Annotated in this window: 16 protein-coding genes; 2 read left to right on the top strand and 14 right to left on the bottom strand. The window is 37.9% G+C overall.

Annotated elements, in window-relative coordinates:
- Nucleotides 1-67 precede the first annotated feature (67 nt).
- Nucleotides 68-439 carry a VOC family protein gene (locus tag CUN60_RS02280; protein ID WP_102950476.1) on the top strand — a complete coding sequence of 124 codons (372 nt, stop codon included), beginning with the start codon at nt 68-70 and terminating at the stop codon, nt 437-439.
- On the opposite strand, the gene CUN60_RS02275 is transcribed toward CUN60_RS02280, so the two are convergent.
- From CUN60_RS02275 to rplM, 8 genes are all read right to left on the bottom strand, one after another.
- Entirely contained in the window at nt 436-1,872 is a 1,437-nt protein-coding gene (locus CUN60_RS02275; RefSeq protein WP_102950475.1) for a sodium:solute symporter family protein, read from the bottom strand. The genes CUN60_RS02280 and CUN60_RS02275 overlap by 4 nt on opposite strands.
- On the bottom strand, nt 1,865-2,056 hold the full coding sequence (locus CUN60_RS02270; protein WP_102950474.1) for a DUF3311 domain-containing protein: 192 nt from the start codon (nt 2,054-2,056) through the stop codon (nt 1,865-1,867). Before CUN60_RS02270 ends, CUN60_RS02275 begins: the two co-directional genes overlap by 8 nt.
- Nucleotides 2,047-3,228 (bottom strand): M20 family metallopeptidase, encoded by a 1,182-nt coding sequence (locus tag CUN60_RS02265; protein ID WP_102950473.1) that lies wholly within the window; start codon nt 3,226-3,228, stop codon nt 2,047-2,049. Before CUN60_RS02265 ends, CUN60_RS02270 begins: the two co-directional genes overlap by 10 nt.
- 57 nt (nt 3,229-3,285) lie before the next feature.
- Nucleotides 3,286-3,627 (bottom strand): hydrogenase maturation nickel metallochaperone HypA/HybF, encoded by a 342-nt coding sequence (locus tag CUN60_RS02260; RefSeq protein WP_102950472.1) that lies wholly within the window; start codon nt 3,625-3,627, stop codon nt 3,286-3,288.
- A gap of 9 nt (nt 3,628-3,636) precedes the next feature.
- Complete coding sequence (locus tag CUN60_RS02255; RefSeq protein WP_102950471.1) at nt 3,637-4,032, bottom strand: hypothetical protein; 396 nt, start codon at nt 4,030-4,032, stop codon at nt 3,637-3,639.
- A 349-nt stretch (nt 4,033-4,381) separates the two neighbouring features.
- Nucleotides 4,382-4,873 (bottom strand): glycine zipper 2TM domain-containing protein, encoded by a 492-nt coding sequence (locus tag CUN60_RS02250; RefSeq protein ID WP_102950470.1) that lies wholly within the window; start codon nt 4,871-4,873, stop codon nt 4,382-4,384.
- Nucleotides 4,874-5,015: 142 nt separating this feature from the next.
- Nucleotides 5,016-5,408 carry a 30S ribosomal protein S9 gene (gene rpsI / locus CUN60_RS02245; protein ID WP_102950469.1) on the bottom strand — a complete coding sequence of 131 codons (393 nt, stop codon included), beginning with the start codon at nt 5,406-5,408 and terminating at the stop codon, nt 5,016-5,018.
- A gap of 14 nt (nt 5,409-5,422) precedes the next feature.
- Entirely contained in the window at nt 5,423-5,851 is a 429-nt protein-coding gene (rplM, locus tag CUN60_RS02240; protein ID WP_102950468.1) for a 50S ribosomal protein L13, read from the bottom strand.
- A gap of 210 nt (nt 5,852-6,061) precedes the next feature.
- Between rplM and CUN60_RS02235 the strand changes: the two genes are divergently transcribed.
- Nucleotides 6,062-6,544 carry a pilin gene (locus CUN60_RS02235; RefSeq protein ID WP_102950467.1) on the top strand — a complete coding sequence of 161 codons (483 nt, stop codon included), beginning with the start codon at nt 6,062-6,064 and terminating at the stop codon, nt 6,542-6,544.
- Nucleotides 6,545-6,568: 24 nt separating this feature from the next.
- Here CUN60_RS02235 and gyrA read toward each other — a convergent pair whose 3' ends face one another.
- The 6 genes from gyrA to CUN60_RS02205 all read right to left on the bottom strand — a co-directional run bounded on the left by gyrA (nt 6,569) and on the right by CUN60_RS02205 (nt 17,650).
- Nucleotides 6,569-9,154, bottom strand: a complete 2,586-nt coding sequence (gene gyrA, locus CUN60_RS02230) for a DNA gyrase subunit A (protein ID WP_102950466.1) — start codon at nt 9,152-9,154, stop codon at nt 6,569-6,571.
- A 108-nt stretch (nt 9,155-9,262) separates the two neighbouring features.
- Complete coding sequence (locus CUN60_RS02225) at nt 9,263-10,300, bottom strand: FUSC family protein (RefSeq protein WP_102950465.1); 1,038 nt, start codon at nt 10,298-10,300, stop codon at nt 9,263-9,265.
- Nucleotides 10,301-10,346: 46 nt separating this feature from the next.
- Entirely contained in the window at nt 10,347-12,281 is a 1,935-nt protein-coding gene (locus CUN60_RS02220; protein ID WP_102950464.1) for a beta-galactosidase, read from the bottom strand.
- A gap of 52 nt (nt 12,282-12,333) precedes the next feature.
- Nucleotides 12,334-13,812: an L-lactate permease gene (locus CUN60_RS02215; RefSeq protein ID WP_102950463.1), complete on the bottom strand. Its 1,479-nt coding sequence runs from the start codon at nt 13,810-13,812 to the stop codon at nt 12,334-12,336.
- Between the two features lie 96 nt (nt 13,813-13,908).
- Nucleotides 13,909-16,038 carry an alpha-galactosidase gene (locus tag CUN60_RS02210; RefSeq protein WP_102950462.1) on the bottom strand — a complete coding sequence of 710 codons (2,130 nt, stop codon included), beginning with the start codon at nt 16,036-16,038 and terminating at the stop codon, nt 13,909-13,911.
- 151 nt (nt 16,039-16,189) lie between these two features.
- Nucleotides 16,190-17,650 (bottom strand): glycoside-pentoside-hexuronide (GPH):cation symporter, encoded by a 1,461-nt coding sequence (locus tag CUN60_RS02205; protein ID WP_102950461.1) that lies wholly within the window; start codon nt 17,648-17,650, stop codon nt 16,190-16,192.
- Nucleotides 17,651-17,711 lie beyond the last annotated feature (61 nt).

Here is a 17,711-nt window from a genome sequence, read left to right as displayed (position 1 = left end):
TCAAACATTAAATGGGAAATTAAAGTATAATTTACTGAAATAAAATTATATCTTATAAGGAAATGATATGGATTTAGGTGCATTTTCAGTAAGTTTAGCAGTAAAAGATATTGAAGCTTCACGTAAATTTTATGAAAAACTTGGGTTTAGCATCTTTGCTGGAGATCAGGCACAAAACTGGCTAATGCTAAAGAATGGTGAGCATGTGATTGGTTTATTTCAGGGAATGTTTGAGAAAAACATTCTGACATTCAATCCAGGCTGGAATTGTAATGCTGAAAAGCTGGAGAATTTTACCGATATCCGTGAGATTCAAAAGCAGCTAAAAGCACAGGGGGTTAAATTTACTGTCGAAGCAGATGAAAATTCTACGGGTGCCGCACATTCTATGCTAGTAGATCCAGATGGAAATACTATCCTTCTGGATCAGCACGTTTAACGGAGATATATTCTCTCACAACTGCTAATAATCAATGTAACAATTAGATTCGCAATTAGTGCTATGATACCGACATTTAAACCGTTTAATACAGTAGGTAAATAATCGTTAAAATTGACCTTGGTTAGTATCGATATAAACATGATCATGACGCCAATTAACATACCACCAATTGCCCCTAATTTACTAACTGGGTTATTCTGGCAAAAGCTAAAGACTAGGGCTGGGAATAATTGAGATACCAGCCCATAACCAACGATCAATAATCCAACTATAGTTTCACCACCATAGCTATTGGCAACTAGTGCTATTAGCATTATAAATGGGACACTTAGTTTGACTAGTAACATTTCTTTCCGAGCACATGCCGGAATAACTGGAATCATGATGTTTTTGATAAAAAGGGTTGCAATCGATAGAAGAATTATTGACCCCGGAACTAGTGCCGTCAATACCCCGGCAGCACCGATTACACCAACAAACCAGGGACTAAAGGTATTTATTACTAGCCGAATAAGCGCCAAATCACTTTGTGCTTTATTTAGTCCGGGTAATTGCAAAGCCGCAACAAAACCAATTATGAAAACAAACATCAGTAGGAACTGGTAAAGTGGCATCAAGATAGCATTTTTCTTTAGTACATTCGCACTTTGTGAGGTATAGAGTGAAGTGAAGCTATGTGGCCATAGATATAAGCCGATTGCACTTAGTAAAACGGTTGAAACAAACCATACCGGATTAAAATCCTTATTACTAATCATCGTAAATCCCGGATGCTTAGCTTCCACCAGATTAATCGTATTTTCAATTCCACCATAATAATGATATGGCAAATAAACACCTAGAAAAAAGACAATGGCAAGAATCAATATATCTTTTACTACCGCAACCCGTACCGAGCCATGCATACCAGCAATTACAACATAAATCACCATCAGAGCGGAACATAGCCAAATTGCAGAATTTGCCGAAATAACACCATAAGAAGTCTCACTAACAATGATACCAAGCCCTTTGATTTGTAAAATTAGGTATGGAATCAGCGCGATAAAACCAATTAGCGAGACTAAAATCCCCAATGCCTTACTATCATATTTCCGGATATAGAAATCAGATTGGGAAATCAGATTATGTTCTTTAGCATATTTCCAGATTGCGGGTAATAGCCAGTAGCCAAGAACGTAAGCAATCGGGGAATAGCAAAGAATATAATAGCAAGCACCACCTTTATTGTACGCAAGGCTACTACCACCAAGAAAAGTAAAAGTCGTATATAGTTCGCCGCCCATCAGAATAAAAACAAGTATAACGCCAAAGCTGCGTCCGCCAACCGCCCATTCTTCAAGCTGATGACTTTTGCCTTTTACCTGTACAATTGCTAAAATAAATGCTAGCGTAGTAATAATAGCTAAAACAAAAATTGCACTATTCATTTGTTTTATTTTTCTCTAGCAAAAAAACAATATACATAAAAACCGTAGTTAGAACAATCCAAAACATAATCCAGAATAAAAGAAATGGCAGACCAAGAACTCTCGGCTCTACCCGATTGGCAAGAAAAGGGGCAAATAATAATGCAAAACATGGAATTGCTGCAATTAAATGAGTTAGGCGCATTTATTTCCACCCAAATATTTTGCTACTGCCCCAAGAAAGATTTTCATACTAACGGCTAAGGCATCTTCATCAATATTAAAGCGTGGATGGTGATGAGGATGAATAATCCCTTTTTCTTCATTACCTGCACCAACAAAAATAAAACAACCCGGTACTTTAGCCAAATAAGCTGAAAAATCCTCACCAGCCATATTAGGTGCCATTTTATCAACCCACCCACTACCAAGCGTATCAACCACAACTTCTTCAACAAAGTTGGCTACTTCATGATTATTAACTACTGGATCATAACCATAAGTATAATTAAACGCATAATCTGCACCATGTGCACTAGTTATTCCACGAATAATCCGTTCCATAAGTTCAGGAATGGTATGCCTAACTTTATTATCAAAGGTACGAACCGTCCCGGCAATTTCTGCCGTATGTGGCAAAATATTATGCGTTGTACCACTAATAAACTTGGTAACCGAAATCACTACTGGCTCCAGCGGATTAATTTGCCGTGCAACGATCTGCTGTAAATTGGTAACTACCTGTGCACCAATAGTAATGGTATCAATCGCCTGATGAGGAAACCCACCATGTCCACCCTTACCTTTTATTTCCAGATTAAATACGTCTGGTGCTGCCATCATTGCTCCACCAATTACGCCAACTTTCCCAATTGGCATCGTTGACCAAAGATGAATCCCGATGATCATGTCTACATTCTCAAGAACCCCCAGATCAACTAACTCTTTTGCACCACCTGGCGGTGTTTCTTCGGCATGCTGGAAAATCAGACGAACTTCTCCAGCTAATTCATCTTTATGTTGGCTGAGAATTTTGGCTACCCCAAGTAAGCTTGCCGAATGTCCATCATGTCCACAAGCATGCATTACCCCATTATGCTGTGATTTGTAATCACATTCATTTAATTCAGTAAGGGGCAAAGCATCCATATCGGCACGTAAGGCCAATACATTACCCGGCTTATTCCCGATCAATCGAGCCACCACACTATTTGGCGTTGGGCGTGAAATCTCATAAGCACTAAATTGAGTAAGTAGATCCGCTACATAATTAGCTGTATTAAATTCATTATACGATAGCTCTGGTTTTTTATGTAGCTCACGTCGCCAATTTATAACTTCTGGATGTATATTAGTAACTAATTGGGTAATATTCATTATTATTCCTTTATTCTATAAGCGTTTAAACGCTCTAAATATGCCAAAATGACCTAGCTATTTTGCGCTAACTGATTTTACCAATAATTCCCGTCCAGATAAAAAATCATAATTAGCATAGGCACTACAAACGGGGCAAGGATCAAATAACTTTTGCAGATGAAATTCAGTATTACAGGATTTACAGATTACCCGCGCCGGAATAATATCTATCTTCAATTTAACATCTGCTAATTGGAACTTAGCTGCAACCACCGGAAACCAAAATTGCAAAGAGTCAATATCAACCCCAGCTAATTCCCCAATAGCAATATTGATACTGACAATATCTTCTGGCAGAATAGTTTTCTGCTTTAATACCTGTTTTATAATTCCTTCACATAAAGAAAATTCATGCATGATTTATAACTACATTGCATAGTATAGTTTATGTGCCGAATATATTTTCCCACTTGGCAGGCGGCATTTAGCATGCTTTTCCGCTTTGACTTCACCGCCTTTAATCGCACAATAAACTTGTTCTGGTTTATCATAACCGGTTATCTTTATCCCACCAACAGGACATGCACCACTATTTAGTGCTTTAACCTCACATTGGCGATTATCATCAAAAATACATACCTGATAGGGCTTATGACTACCTGTGTATTGAGTAACCATTTTACCGCCATTTTGGCTACATAATCCGGAAACATTATAATTCATTAATTTTTTATACTTAGTTGGCTGACTAGTATTACTTCCATCAGCATATGAAATTAACGCTGTAAATGTTAATAGTATAGTTAAAAACCATTTAACCATATCAATCCCCAATCTTAAACAACAAGGGTTAGAGTTTATCACCGTTAGATGATATAACCACATGTTTTTCAAGATTATTGCATAACAAATTGTTACCAATAAATATTTTAATGAACAACTAATGCATTTAATGAACTCAGAGAAATCGTGCTTCCTGGCTTAAGAGATTTTTTCGTAACAGTAGTTGCAATATTATTATCCAACATATATTCAACATTATAATTATTGACTTTCTTGACAGTCTTATATTGAGTTGTACATTGCTGACTCGTTTTCTGCTCAGCAACATATTCTGGCTGATTTGAGCGCTGGATCGCCCTTCCCGTTAATGCACCTGCGGTAGCACCAACTACAGCGCCGATAGCCGTACCAACACCACCTTGTTTAATTTGATTACCAATGATCCCCCGGCAACAGCTCCAGTAGCTCCACCGACAACCCCTCCAGTCATGCCATTTTTTTGATTTTGAACATACTCCGTGCTAGTTACATTTTTACAGCTTTGATAAGGTTTCTTTACCTCCTTATAATTTGGGGTTACTGAAATTATCTTTACCATTTGGCTAGTCGTTGGATTTTGTAGAGGTAATGTTTCTGGATTATTGGCAGGTGCAGCAACAGAATCCAGTTGTTTTTTCATATCATAATACTTGGTAACACCAACACTCGCTGCTGCGACACCAATGATACCCATACCAGTTAATAAATAGGTCTTAAATCTGCTTTTGGGTGCATAGCCCCTACGTGAATACTTGTATCTAGGCTCAGGATAGTTATCATTATGTTGATCCATATCATAACTATATTCACGATTTCGATACTGGCTTTTTTTATGACTCATATTTACCTCATATATAGAAGGATACAACCATGATTATATCCTGTAATTATTCAAAAATCATATTGTAGAATTACAAACCATAAAATATTTTACAATAAAAAAAGCCTGCAAAAATGCAGGCTTCCCATAATTCTGAAACGAATTAACGTTTAGAGAACTGTTTGCGGCGACGTGCTTTACGCAGACCACATTTTTTACGTTCAACTTCACGAGCATCACGAGTAACAAAACCAGCTTTTGACAAAGCAGGTTTTAATTCCGGATTAAAGTCAATCAAGGCACGAGTAATACCATGGCGAACTGCACCAGCCTGACCTGATTCACCACCACCCAATACATTTACTTTGATATCGAATGTAGATAAATGTTCAACAAGCTCAAGCGGCTGACGCACGATCATGCAGCTTGTAGGGCGAGCAAAATATTTGTCATATTCTTTGCCGTTAACTTCAATTTTACCTGAACCTTTGATGATAAACACGCGCGCTACTGAACTTTTACGGCGACCTGTACCATAATTATAGTTTCCAACCATTTAATGTAATCCTATTAAATTTCTAATTGCTTAGGTTGTTGTGCAGCATGCGGATGAGATTCACCAGCATATACCTTTAATTTTTTGATCATAGCATAACCTAAAGGACCTTTTGGTAACATTCCTTTAACAGCATTAATCAAAATTTTCTCAGGTGCTTTTTCCAACATTTGGTTGAAAGTACGCGAGTAAATACCACCAGGATAACCAGTGTGACGATAGTATATTTTTTGCAATGTTTTTTTACCAGTAACAACAAGTTTGTCAGCATTGGTAACAACTACAAAATCACCAGTATCTACATGCGGTGTATAAATAGCTTTATGCTTACCACGTAATACGTGAGCAATTTTAGATGCCAGACGACCTAATACTTTATCTTCTGCATCTACAACAAACCACTCGTGATTTACTTCATGAGCTTTTGCCGAAAATGTTTTCATATATGAGTTCCTAATTTTTAATAATTACAAATATCTGAGTAATTAACTCAGTGCCTACGACATTAAATATTTGTAACGGTAAGTGGTAGGCGTGGATTATAGCATAGTATTAGCAAAAAGCTCAAGCGGCTGGATACATTTTTTTAAACCCATTGACAGCGCTTACTCTATTGTGTTAAATTTTCGCCTTTATTAGCATTTTCTAAATTTATGAAACCCAAAACCCCTGCCATATTCAAGAACGTATTCATTATCTCTATTGTTGTAATTGCCGGATTAGCTTGGACATTCAAAATAACCTACGAAAGCTACCTAAGCCGTAAAAAAATCCATGAAGGATTTTTGATTATTACTGCCATACAAAACCGTCTTGAAGGATATGCTGATGAAAACTCTGGCATTCCATACTACCCAAAACTGGACAACGAATCTTTTGGATTGCCAAATCCATTTAAAATAAATGGAACCTATATAAATCAGGTTACCGCATTGAAACCGCAAAATAGTAGCGAAATCTCACTCATCGCAACAGTTAACACCATTGAAGTACCCAATCTTGAAAATGGCGATGACCACCCACTATCTTCACCCCATATAAGATTTACTGGACGATATGCACATGGTGGCATAATCTGGCAATGTAGCTCTGACCTCGCACAAAGATATCTACCAGACAATTGTCATGGCACATAAAAAAGAGTGCAAGTGCACTCTTTTTTATTCAGTCTCAGCTAAGTCGTTATCGATAACTTCAGTTTCAATTACTTTCTCTAGATCAACCAATTTTTCACCATCAGATAGATCAATCAATTTAACTCCTTGAGCTGAACGCCCTGTCTCACGGATGCTATCCACTTTAGTACGAATCAGGACACCACCAGTTGTAATCAACATAATTTCATCTTCATCAGCAACTAGTTTGGCTGCAACCAGTTTACCATTGCGTGCAGATTCACCAATTGCTTTAACACCCTGTGTACCACGTGAAGCAAGCCGATATTCAGCAACGGTAGTTCGTTTACCATAACCATTTTCAGTTGCCGTTAATACATTGTCATTAACATCATCAGTAGTTAATAAAGCAACCACACGACAATCATCACCTAACTTGATCCCACGAACACCACGCGCCTGACGCCCCATAGCCCTAACTTCTTCTTCATTAAAGCGAACCGCCTTGCCACCATCCGAGAAGATCATGATTTCTCGTTTACCATCAGTTAATTCAACCCCGGCAACATGATCGCCATCATCAAGACCAATTGCAATAATACCACGGCTGCTTGGACGTGAGAATTCACTCAGATTAACTTTTTTCACTACACCCTGCTCAGTTACCATAAAGACAAATTTATCTTCACTAAAGTCTTTCACTGGCAGAATATTGGTAATTTTCTCATCCATTTGTAACGGCAGAAGATTAATAATTGGTTTACCACGCGTAGTACGGCTACCTTCAGGTAGGTTATAAACTTTAAGCCAGTACATCCGCCCAAGCGTTGAGAAGCATAGCACGTAGTCATGTGTATGGGCAATAAATAGGCTCTGGATATAATCATCTTCACGGGTTGCCGCGGCAGTTTTACCACGTCCACCACGTTTCTGGGTACGATACTCATCTAATGACTGAGTTTTAACATAACCCTCTTTAGATAAAGTTACAACCATATCTCGTGGCTTAATCAAATCTTCCATATCAATATCAGCTGAATCAAACTCAATCTCAGAACGGCGTTTGTCACCAAACTGTTCCTTGATATTAGTCATTTCAGTTGCGATAATCTGGTTAACCCGCTCTGGTTTATTCAAAATATCAATTAAATCAACAATCAGATCCATGATTTCATGGTATTCCTGAGTGATTTTTTCTTGCTCAAGCCCGGTTAAACGTTGCAAACGTAGTTCTAGGATTGCCTGCGCCTGAATTTCAGATAGATAATATGCACCATTAATCAAACCAAAGCGCTTATCAACACCATCCGGACGCACGTATTCAGAATCAACTCGCGACATCATAGTGACAACCAGCGAAGATTCCCAGCTACGTTCCATCAAACGCCCTTTAGCTTCGACTGGAGTTTGCGAAGTTTTAATAATTTCTATCATCGGATCAACATTTGCTAAGGCAACTGCCAAACCTTCGAGAATATGTCCGCGATCTTTGGCTTTTCTTAATTCAAATAAAGTCCGCCGTGTTACTACTTCACGGCGATGATAAATAAACTCTTCAAGAATTGATTTAAGGTTAAGTAAGCGCGGCTGACCATTAACCAGTGCTACCATATTAATCCCAAAACTATCCTGCATCTGAGTAAGTTTATAGAGATTATTTAGCATTACATTGGCATTTTCACCACGGCGTAACTCAATTACCACGCGCATCCCGGATTTATCCGATTCATCACGAATCTCGCTGATACCTTCAACGATCTTTTCTTTAACCAATTCACCAATCCGTTCACACAGCTTGGCTTTATTCACCTGATATGGCAATTCATCAATAATAATCGCTTGACGATCTTTGGCAATGTCTTCAAAATGAGTACGGGCACGCATGATTACACGACCACGTCCAGTTTTATAGCCTTGATGAATATCCTTGATCCCAAAAATAATCCCCGCGGTTGGAAAATCTGGTGCCGGAATAATCTCTATCAATTCATCAATAGTCATTTCAGGATTATCAAGAAGCGCGAGTGCACCATCGATAATTTCGGTAAGATTATGTGGCGGAATATTTGTTGCCATACCCACCGCAATACCAGTAGTTCCATTGATTAACAGATTTGGAATCCGCGTCGGCATTACCTGGGGTTCAGATTCAGAACCATCGTAGTTTGGACCAAAATTTACGGTTTCTTTATCAATATCAGCCAGCATCTCATGGGCAATTTTTGACATCCGGATTTCGGTATAACGCATAGCTGCCGGAGAATCACCATCAACCGAACCAAAGTTACCCTGTCCATCAACAAGCATGTAACGCAATGAGAATGGTTGTGCCATCCGGACTATCGTATCATAAACAGCAGTATCACCATGTGGATGGTATTTACCGATCACATCCCCGACAATACGCGCGGATTTTTTGTATGGTTTATTCCAGTCATTGGAAAGCTCATGCATGGCATATAATACTCGGCGATGAACCGGCTTTAAGCCATCACGAACATCAGGAAGCGCACGTCCAACAATTACGCTCATCGCGTATTCAATATAGGACTGTTTCATTTCCTCTTCAATGTTGATATTTACAACTTCTCGTGCAAATGAATTAATCAATGGCGACTGATCATTACTCATCGGATACCTTTAATTCTAAAATCCGTTATCTAAAAACTTAAAACAGCCAGTATTTTATCACATCCTCGGAACGTGCAACAGACTCAAGCATAAGGCACAAATTTAGGCTTATTTTAATAATTCAGAATTATTAATTCTTGGCTTCAAAAACCAGATTACCGCAACAACCGCAATCACCCCAAGTACAGTATCAACGATACGATGTTCTGTTATCAGGTAGCCATCTGGTTCAATAAGATTCATCATCACCGTAACGGCAATTGTCAGAAAAAATGTATAAGCACCATAATGACGAGCTAATGCAATTACCATCAAAAACATCAATGGCAGCATCAGTAACGAAAGCACAATTTTTGATGAAATTAGCATAATTACGATAAATGCCAAAACGCTACCAAGTAAAGTCCCAGTAAGTCGATGACTAATTTTTTTCTTGGAAACATCCAAATCTGACTTTAATAACAGCATTGCTGTCATTGGCACCCAATACCCTTGCGGCAAACTAAACAAATAAGAAATAGTATTACCAATCACAACGGCAAGGGTAAGTAATACCACAAAACGTAAATGTTTTCGATAATCCGGAAATAGCCGCGCCAAACTAAGTGGACGGGCTTTAGTTTCAACATCATCTTTGATTGGGAATTTTCTATACCATAAATAAGCTGCAAGCCAAGTCAGTAAGCCTCCTAAAGTAAAGAAAACACCATACCAAATCGCCCCGGGCAATTTATCCGGCATCCCACTACCAACGATAAATAAATCAGCGCTAAACAAAAAAATGCTGGATAGCATATGATCAGCACTAGCACTAAAAGCTACCAAGGGGATTAGAATTAGTAAACCAAGCGTAGTTAACCAGTACGAATGCCCAAGATAACTCCCCATAAAAAAGGCAAAGCCAACGATGATGGAGGAAGCAAAAGTATAACGTAACCTACGATTCAATGAACCACGTAGCGCAATAGTCTGAAGTAGTCCAATTACAAGAGCGCCAATCAATGCCATTAAGACATTAAGATTTTGTAGTTTAAGAACTGAATGGATCAGCCCAAACAATGAAACAATAATCCCTGACTGCACACCAAGAACAATCGTTGCTTGATGTCTAGTTTCAAAATATTTCTGTTTTAGTTCTGCTAACATTATTTCTCCTCGCAAAATGTTTAGCTGGGGATATACCAATTATATACTATTTTCCCTCAATTAGCACCGCATATGGCTCTAGCTCTAAATCATTATACCTGATAGCATGATTATTGTGATTAAGGATAAAATCGGTATTGCCACGCCGGATAATCTCAACTCCATCTGGAGTTAGCCTTGCCGGGATACTTTGTAAACTAAGTACCTGCGATGCCAGATTAAGCCAAAATTCTTTATCATTAATACCTGTCGCGATATGGATTAATTTACCCGCCCCAATAACGGTTTCGGTTACGGCAGCATAGCTAGAAAATTCATCGCTATAGTTATAGATGGTTTGAGCATCGCTTCCAGTGGTAACTTCAAGCATATCGCGCCATACACCAGCTTGATATTCTACTCCGGATGGATTACGAATTGTAACTTGGCTATTATTCCCAAGCGATTCGATATAATAGGCTTTTAGCCCGGCAACTTTAAGCCAAGGATTATCTTGATTAAAATAAACCGAATTATCCTGATCTTTAATTGCGGCACGGAATGAACTAATTACAATTCCACCGTTTTGGATAAAATCGACTAGCTTAGTGATTTGCTCTTTAGTTAGTAACAGCGGTGCAGGCAATAATACCACTTTATAAGTATCGATTGCTTGGCGAATATCAATTACATCAATCGCCACATTATGCCGGATAAATCCCTGATAGAGGCGGAAATGCTCATGATGAATATCCATTGAAACTGACTGTGGCTGGATTTTCCAAGCAAAGATATTATCCGGATTATAGATTAGTGCTACTTCGGCTTTGATTGGTTGATTAAGTTCACTTGCATATCGGCGTGCTTCATTAAAAACCTGCTGCATTTCGTGATAACGTGGACCATCCTGATTATCATGATCTAGTACCCCATAGCAAAACTGCTCTGCACCTTTAGTTGCAGTACGCCAACGGAAATAAATTAGATTATTGCAGCCATGTAGCATTGCCTGCCACGACCATAATCTTGCCTGCCCCGGACGCGGTAAATAACCCATAATCGTATGCGCCTGTGCGCCGATTAGTTGTTCGGTTATCCAAAAATTCTTGCCCGGTAAAAAGCCACGTGTCTGATCTAGCTTCATAGCTATCTTACCATATTCGACTGGCTGCTCTAGTCCACCCCAAACCGGATAGTTATTAAGAGCTACTACATCTAGACACTCGGAAATATCGGTAAAGTTCTGTGCCTTATTATAATAATCCCCCGGATAATTATGCGTAATTTGCTGACTTTGCGGGATTATCTTACGTAGTATGGTAGCCTGTTCACGAGTAAAACGGGTAATGGTTTCTGCCCGGAAACGATAAAAATAAAGCATTAAGCCCGGATTTTTGGCGGGAATCGTTGGGCGCGGTAGTTCTATCTCATTAAAATCATTATAACTTTGCGACCAGAAAACCGTACCCAAACGATAATTAAGCTCTTCGACTGACTCAAACTGAGCTTGCAGATAATTCTGAAATTCACGCTCACAATGATTACAGTAGCACCAGTCGCTAGTTTCGTGCCCAAGCTCATTATCAATTTGCCACGCAATTACCGCCGGATGATTCGCATATGCTTCTGCCATTTTAGTCGAAATCAGCGCACTTTTTTCACGATAAACTGGGGAGTTAAGACATGCCTGTCGCCGTCCACCGAAATGGCGCTTAATGCCAACCTCATCGACCGACAGCACTTCAGGGTATTTTTTGGCAAGCCATGCTGGCAAGGTTGCCGTTGGTGTTCCGAGCATCACTTTTAAACCATAGTGTTCGGCTCGATCGAGTACGTGGGCGAAATAATCAAAGTTAAATTGCCCTTCCTTTGGCTCCATCAAATGCCAAGCAAATTCGGCAATCCGAATGCAATTAATCCCAGCACTCACCATCCGCGCCAAGTCTTGTTCCAAAAATTCTGCATCCCATTGCTCGGGATAGTAATCTACACCTAAATACATCTTACACCTTATGTATAGAAAAAATTTATTTACAATCTTTTAACCTTAAATCTTATTTAAGACTATATAAAAAAATTAATGATAAAACCAAGACTATGTAGTTAATTAATAAAACAGATAAACCAAATTTCAGTAAATGATTTTCTTTGATATCCCAGGTACTACTATTCATATTGACATCTTTTGCTATTGTTATAATTAATACAATAATAGGTAAAGAAGTAAAGGCAGCATGCCCAGCAGCACTATTTTGTAATGCCGAAAATAATAATCCATGATGTAAGCTTTCCCCTATATGCTGTTGTACAGTCATAACTAACGCATTTCCACCTAAATTGGATCCAGTTATAAATCCACTCATAACGCCCAATAATGGAGATAATATAATTACTGACGAAGCTCCACCAATGTTTTGTATTGCTTTAGCCAGTGTTGTAACCATCCCTACTTGATTCATTGTTTGCGCCAAAAGAATAAAACAAAATAAACTTAAACAAGCAATACGAACGCGTTTCCATAAGGGTTTATGTTCAATTTTAATAGGATTTACAAAGTAGCAGATCATGCTAACAAGAAGTAGAACTATTCCTGGACTATTAAATATGCTTAAAGATACTGAGCCACTTTTTATTACAAATAGTTTATTTAAAAATATATGTACCGAGTTGATACTTCTTGTTATTAGGATAATTAACAAGATAGAAAGATATGGAGAAATCAATTTCAGTCTCATAAAAAGGTTAGAATTTCCTAAACCATCACCTTCCATTTTTCTATTTTTTAAAACTAAAAACCCTATTATTGCGGTTAATAACCCGGCCAAAATAGCACTAACTTCAACATAACCATAATAGTTAAAAACATGTAATAGTATTGAAAATAACATACCAAAAATAATACCAATATACCAAAGGCTAAGTTTATTCATGATTTTCAGACTGATTAATGAAATAATAGGAAAAATTAAAAAACTCATCTCTGATGTAGCGTTTCCAAGCTCTTTAATCGAATAGCCACTTAATCCTGCACCAACTACAGTTGCCAATCCGAGCGTTCCCCAAGGTAAGATCATCATTCCTAACATGGATAGCTTATATGCCTTTTCTTCTTCAAATAGTTTAAAAAATATCGGGATACCTAAAAATAATGATACCCCAAATCCAGTTAATGATTCTAATGCTGGCAAAATACCAAGTAGTAAAATTAAGGCAAGTTTCTCCTTATCTATCTTAAATTCAGATATCCAGTTAACCAAATCAATTAGTTTTCCTTGTCCTTTTAAAATAGCATTTAAATATAAGCCAGGTACTATTACTATAACAGCACTAAAAGTTAGTATACAACTAGATGAAATAATTGATATTATTGAATTGTTTGAATTAATATTAAATTTCTTACTAAAAGTAGCTTCTAAAATTGCTAAAAACAATCCTACAAGTGCAGCAAAAATTGTACTTTTCTTGAAAAAAATTATTGCAATTGCGCAAACAATAATTGGACTCATAGCCTCAATTATCGAAAAAATCTCCATTTTATGTCTTTCTCACCTAAAAATGATTTCTCGTTATATAAACAACTAATTTTTCTTTGACTAGAAATGCTATAAGGTTTTTAAAATAATCATTTATTAATTAGATGTAAAAGCAATCAGTAAAATGCTTTGTGGATGCATAATCGGTAGCTGAATCCCAAGATTAGCAATAACCTTACCACTTAATAACAATTCTCCATTACATAGCGGCACCGACTTTTTCATTAAATAACCAGTATTTTCTTGCGAATTTAATAGTTTCACACGATAATTTTTGCTTTCATCCAGATAAGGAATCATTAATTTGCTAGACACTTGATTAACTGGAAAGCCATTTTGGGCAACCGCAAATAGTGCCTGAGTTTTATCAGCACTGATTACCCCATAGATTTTTTGCCCGGGGTCAAGAGTATCAAGCCAGATAAAATCACCACGATGAATTAGACTACGATATTTTTTATACAAATCGATATATGTTTTTAATTGTGTACATTCATAAGCAGTCAATTCGAGTAGGTTTTGTTCAAAGCCAAGATTAGCAAAAAAGGCAGTCAAAATCCGATATTCAAGAGTATTTAAGCGATTAGTCGTATGTGCCTGCTCGGGTCCAAAATGTGAACCCATTAATTCTGGTGGAAAAAAATAGCTAAATCCTTCCTGAATACTTTGTCGCTCAACTGGATCATTACAATCCGATGTCCAGACTCGATTGGTATAGCGAAGTATTCCCAAATCAACCCGCGCACCGCCGGAAGCACAACTTTCGATTTCAAGCCTTGGAAAAAGCTGATTTAATTCATCCATCAGCCGATAAGTAGCCAAAACCTGATCATGAACTCCCGAATAGCCAAGAGAATTACCCGGCTGTACCAGATCACGATTCATGTCCCACTTGATATAAGCAATGTCATATTGATTAAGTAAATCAACCATACAAGTCTTGATATAACTATAAGCTTCTGGATGAGCCAGATTTAGGACATACTGATAGCGTCCAAGGGGCTGCTGGTAGCCAGCTAAGTGTAATACCCAGTCAGGATGCTTGCGAAACAACTCTGAGTCAGGATTGACCATTTCTGGTTCAAACCATAAGCCAAGCTCCATACCAGATTTTTTAACCTGTTCAATTAGTGGAGTTAGCCCATTCGGATATTTATTTTTATCAACAAACCAGTCACCAAGCCCAGCTCGTTCATGATTGCGTCCATTGAACCAGCCATCATCAAGAACAAAGCGTTCAATACCAAGGCTGGCAGCTTTGTACACCAATTTAAACAACATTTCCTGATTATGTTCAAAATACATTGCTTCCCAAGTATTGATATGAATTGGGCGATAGCTACGTTTATGCTTGGCAAATCTGCCACTTTCACGAATAAAAGCATGGAAGTTATGACTAAGCTGATTCAAGCCTCCATCCGAATAAGTGGCATAAAGTTTAGGGCTGGTATAAGTTGCACCAGAGGATAAAGTCATCTCACCGGGAAGAAATTTCTCACCAAACTGAACTAGTTTTCTACCATCACTAACCATGCTTAATTTATAAGCATGATTGCCACTCCAACCAAGATGAAACGCGTATACTTCGCCAGCTTGATGACTAAATCCATTACTACCACAAATTAATAGTGGTGGATTATCATTTGATGTCCGCCCTTTGAGATTCTCTACCAAATAGCAGGGTTGATTAATCAGACTTCGTTGCTGTTGAAATTCATGAATCCAGCGCCCGTGAAATTGAATCATTTCATTGACTTTCGCTGGTAATGCTAGTGAGATAAATAATTCATTTAGCTGGTAGCTATCATTAACAATATTCGTTAAGGTGATTTCCTGTTCGAGAATATCCCAGTTGTTTAGTTCAAGCTTGATCGTCAGTTGTAGACCAGCAATTTCATCTCTAGCGTCTATTTCTAGACTTCCTGATGATGCCTCCCGGTAAGTTAGCTGCCGAAATTGTGGCGCCCAAGATTGCTGTCCACGACTACCTGAGAACGCATTTAGCTGAAATGCGCCATTCCCGAGCAAAGGAAAGATAGTTAAATACTGTTCATCATCAAGAAAGGCTTGGGGAACTGGCAATTCGCTATATTCTATAAATTGTGCCTCTTCCGTACTAGTAAGAGATAGCTTTTTGCCCCAATAAATAATTTCTGGAAATTTGCTAGGAATGACAAGTAAGATTAATTCAGTCTTATTCCCAGTTAGCTTGATTAACTTCTTCATTATCGAATACTTTATTTGTAATTATTCATCTATTAATTAAGTATAGATTAACTGCTTCAATGTATTGTAAAAGCGAAAAACAAGGTGACACAGTTTACATAAAAGTAAATAAGGCGCCTTGTGACGAAACCATTTACAATATAGTGAACAGTTAAGATAGTTCTTCTTTGCTGACACCAAGCTTAGTACATAATTCGCCAAGAACCTTGTCATGGAATGCTTCAGTTAGTTGCACTTTTTTGATAAAGACTATAATTGAAAGTACAAATAGAATTATTGGGATACCAAACATGACTATCTTAAATTTAAGAATACTCCCCGGCATAGCTGCGACACTTTCAGCGGTCGCATTATTGGTCATTGCCACCCAGATTGCGGTAAAGCCAACCACACCATTGGAAATTGCTCCTGCTAGTTTATCGAGTAATGGTCTAACACATAAGGTAACGCCTTCAGAGCGAGTACCAGTTTTTAGCTGCCCATATTCCACGCTATCAGTTAACATCAGAAGGATACACACAAATAATATCGGATAAGGAAAGAAAAATAACACATAGCCAGTTAAGATTATAGAAAGCTGTTTACCTGCTAAAGCAAAAATAATCAGCCCAATTATCATGGTAATCACGCCAACGCAAAAAAGATTTTTGCGCCCTTTAAATACGCGACTAAGAACTGGGAATAATGCAACTGCAATAAAACCAATTGCCAGATTAAGCGTACCAATTATCGCAAAACTTGAAGCATCGCCAAAAATATAAGTGAAATAGTAAAGTAAAAATGAAGAGCAGATCACATAACCAAGAGCAAATAAGCCATAGGATACCGCAACCCAGAGTAACTGATCGTTATGTCCGATTGCCTTAAATACCGTCATGATATTAGTTTTTTCGGTTGATTGACGAAGAGCGGATTCCTGCTCTTTAGCCCCGATCACGGTGATAATCCCACCAACTAGCGAAACAACCGCCACCAAAATCGCAAAGACTAGCCAACCCTGTTTATCGCCAATCACATTACCTGATTGCGAGTGGTTTTTAGAGAAGAATAGTACAATTGGGACAATCGAAAAAGTAACAATCGACTGCCCAAGAGTAGAGGCAATCCGCGCAAATACGCCAACTGATTCACGTTCTTTACTGTCAGTTGCTAATGCCGGGATCATCCCCCAAAAGGCAATATCTTTAAATGAATAAACGATATCCAAGACAGCAAAAATCACAATAAACATAATTATATAAAAAGTTGGATTGGAAGTTGAAAGCCCGCCAAGATCAGTAAAAAGTAAAACAATACAAACTGAACCGATAGTCCCACCAAATAATATCCATGGTTTAAATTTACCGAGTTTAGTTCTGGTATTATCAACTACACCACCGATCATCGGATCAATGATAAGTTCGACAAAGCGTAGTACAAATAGCATGGTAGTAACTATCGCAATCATGCGTTCACTAGTCGCTTCACTTATTCCGGTGTGTCCCGGATTAAATAACTGTGAAGTAATAAACATAATCAGATACGAAGATAAAGCAGCATAAAACACATCATGTCCAAATGCACCACACGCATAAGAAAATAATGTTTTACCAAACCCCTTTGGCTTATTCATAGAAATTCCCCAAAACATCAAATCAGCTAATGAAAGGCTGAATTAATAATTAACACAACAA

The sequence above is a fragment of the Aquella oligotrophica genome (assembly GCF_002892535.1).
Classification (GTDB): Bacteria; Pseudomonadota; Gammaproteobacteria; order Burkholderiales; family UBA11063; genus Aquella; species Aquella oligotrophica.
Note: the sequence above shows the minus strand (reverse complement) of the source record. Positions and strands in the feature narration are given on the sequence as shown.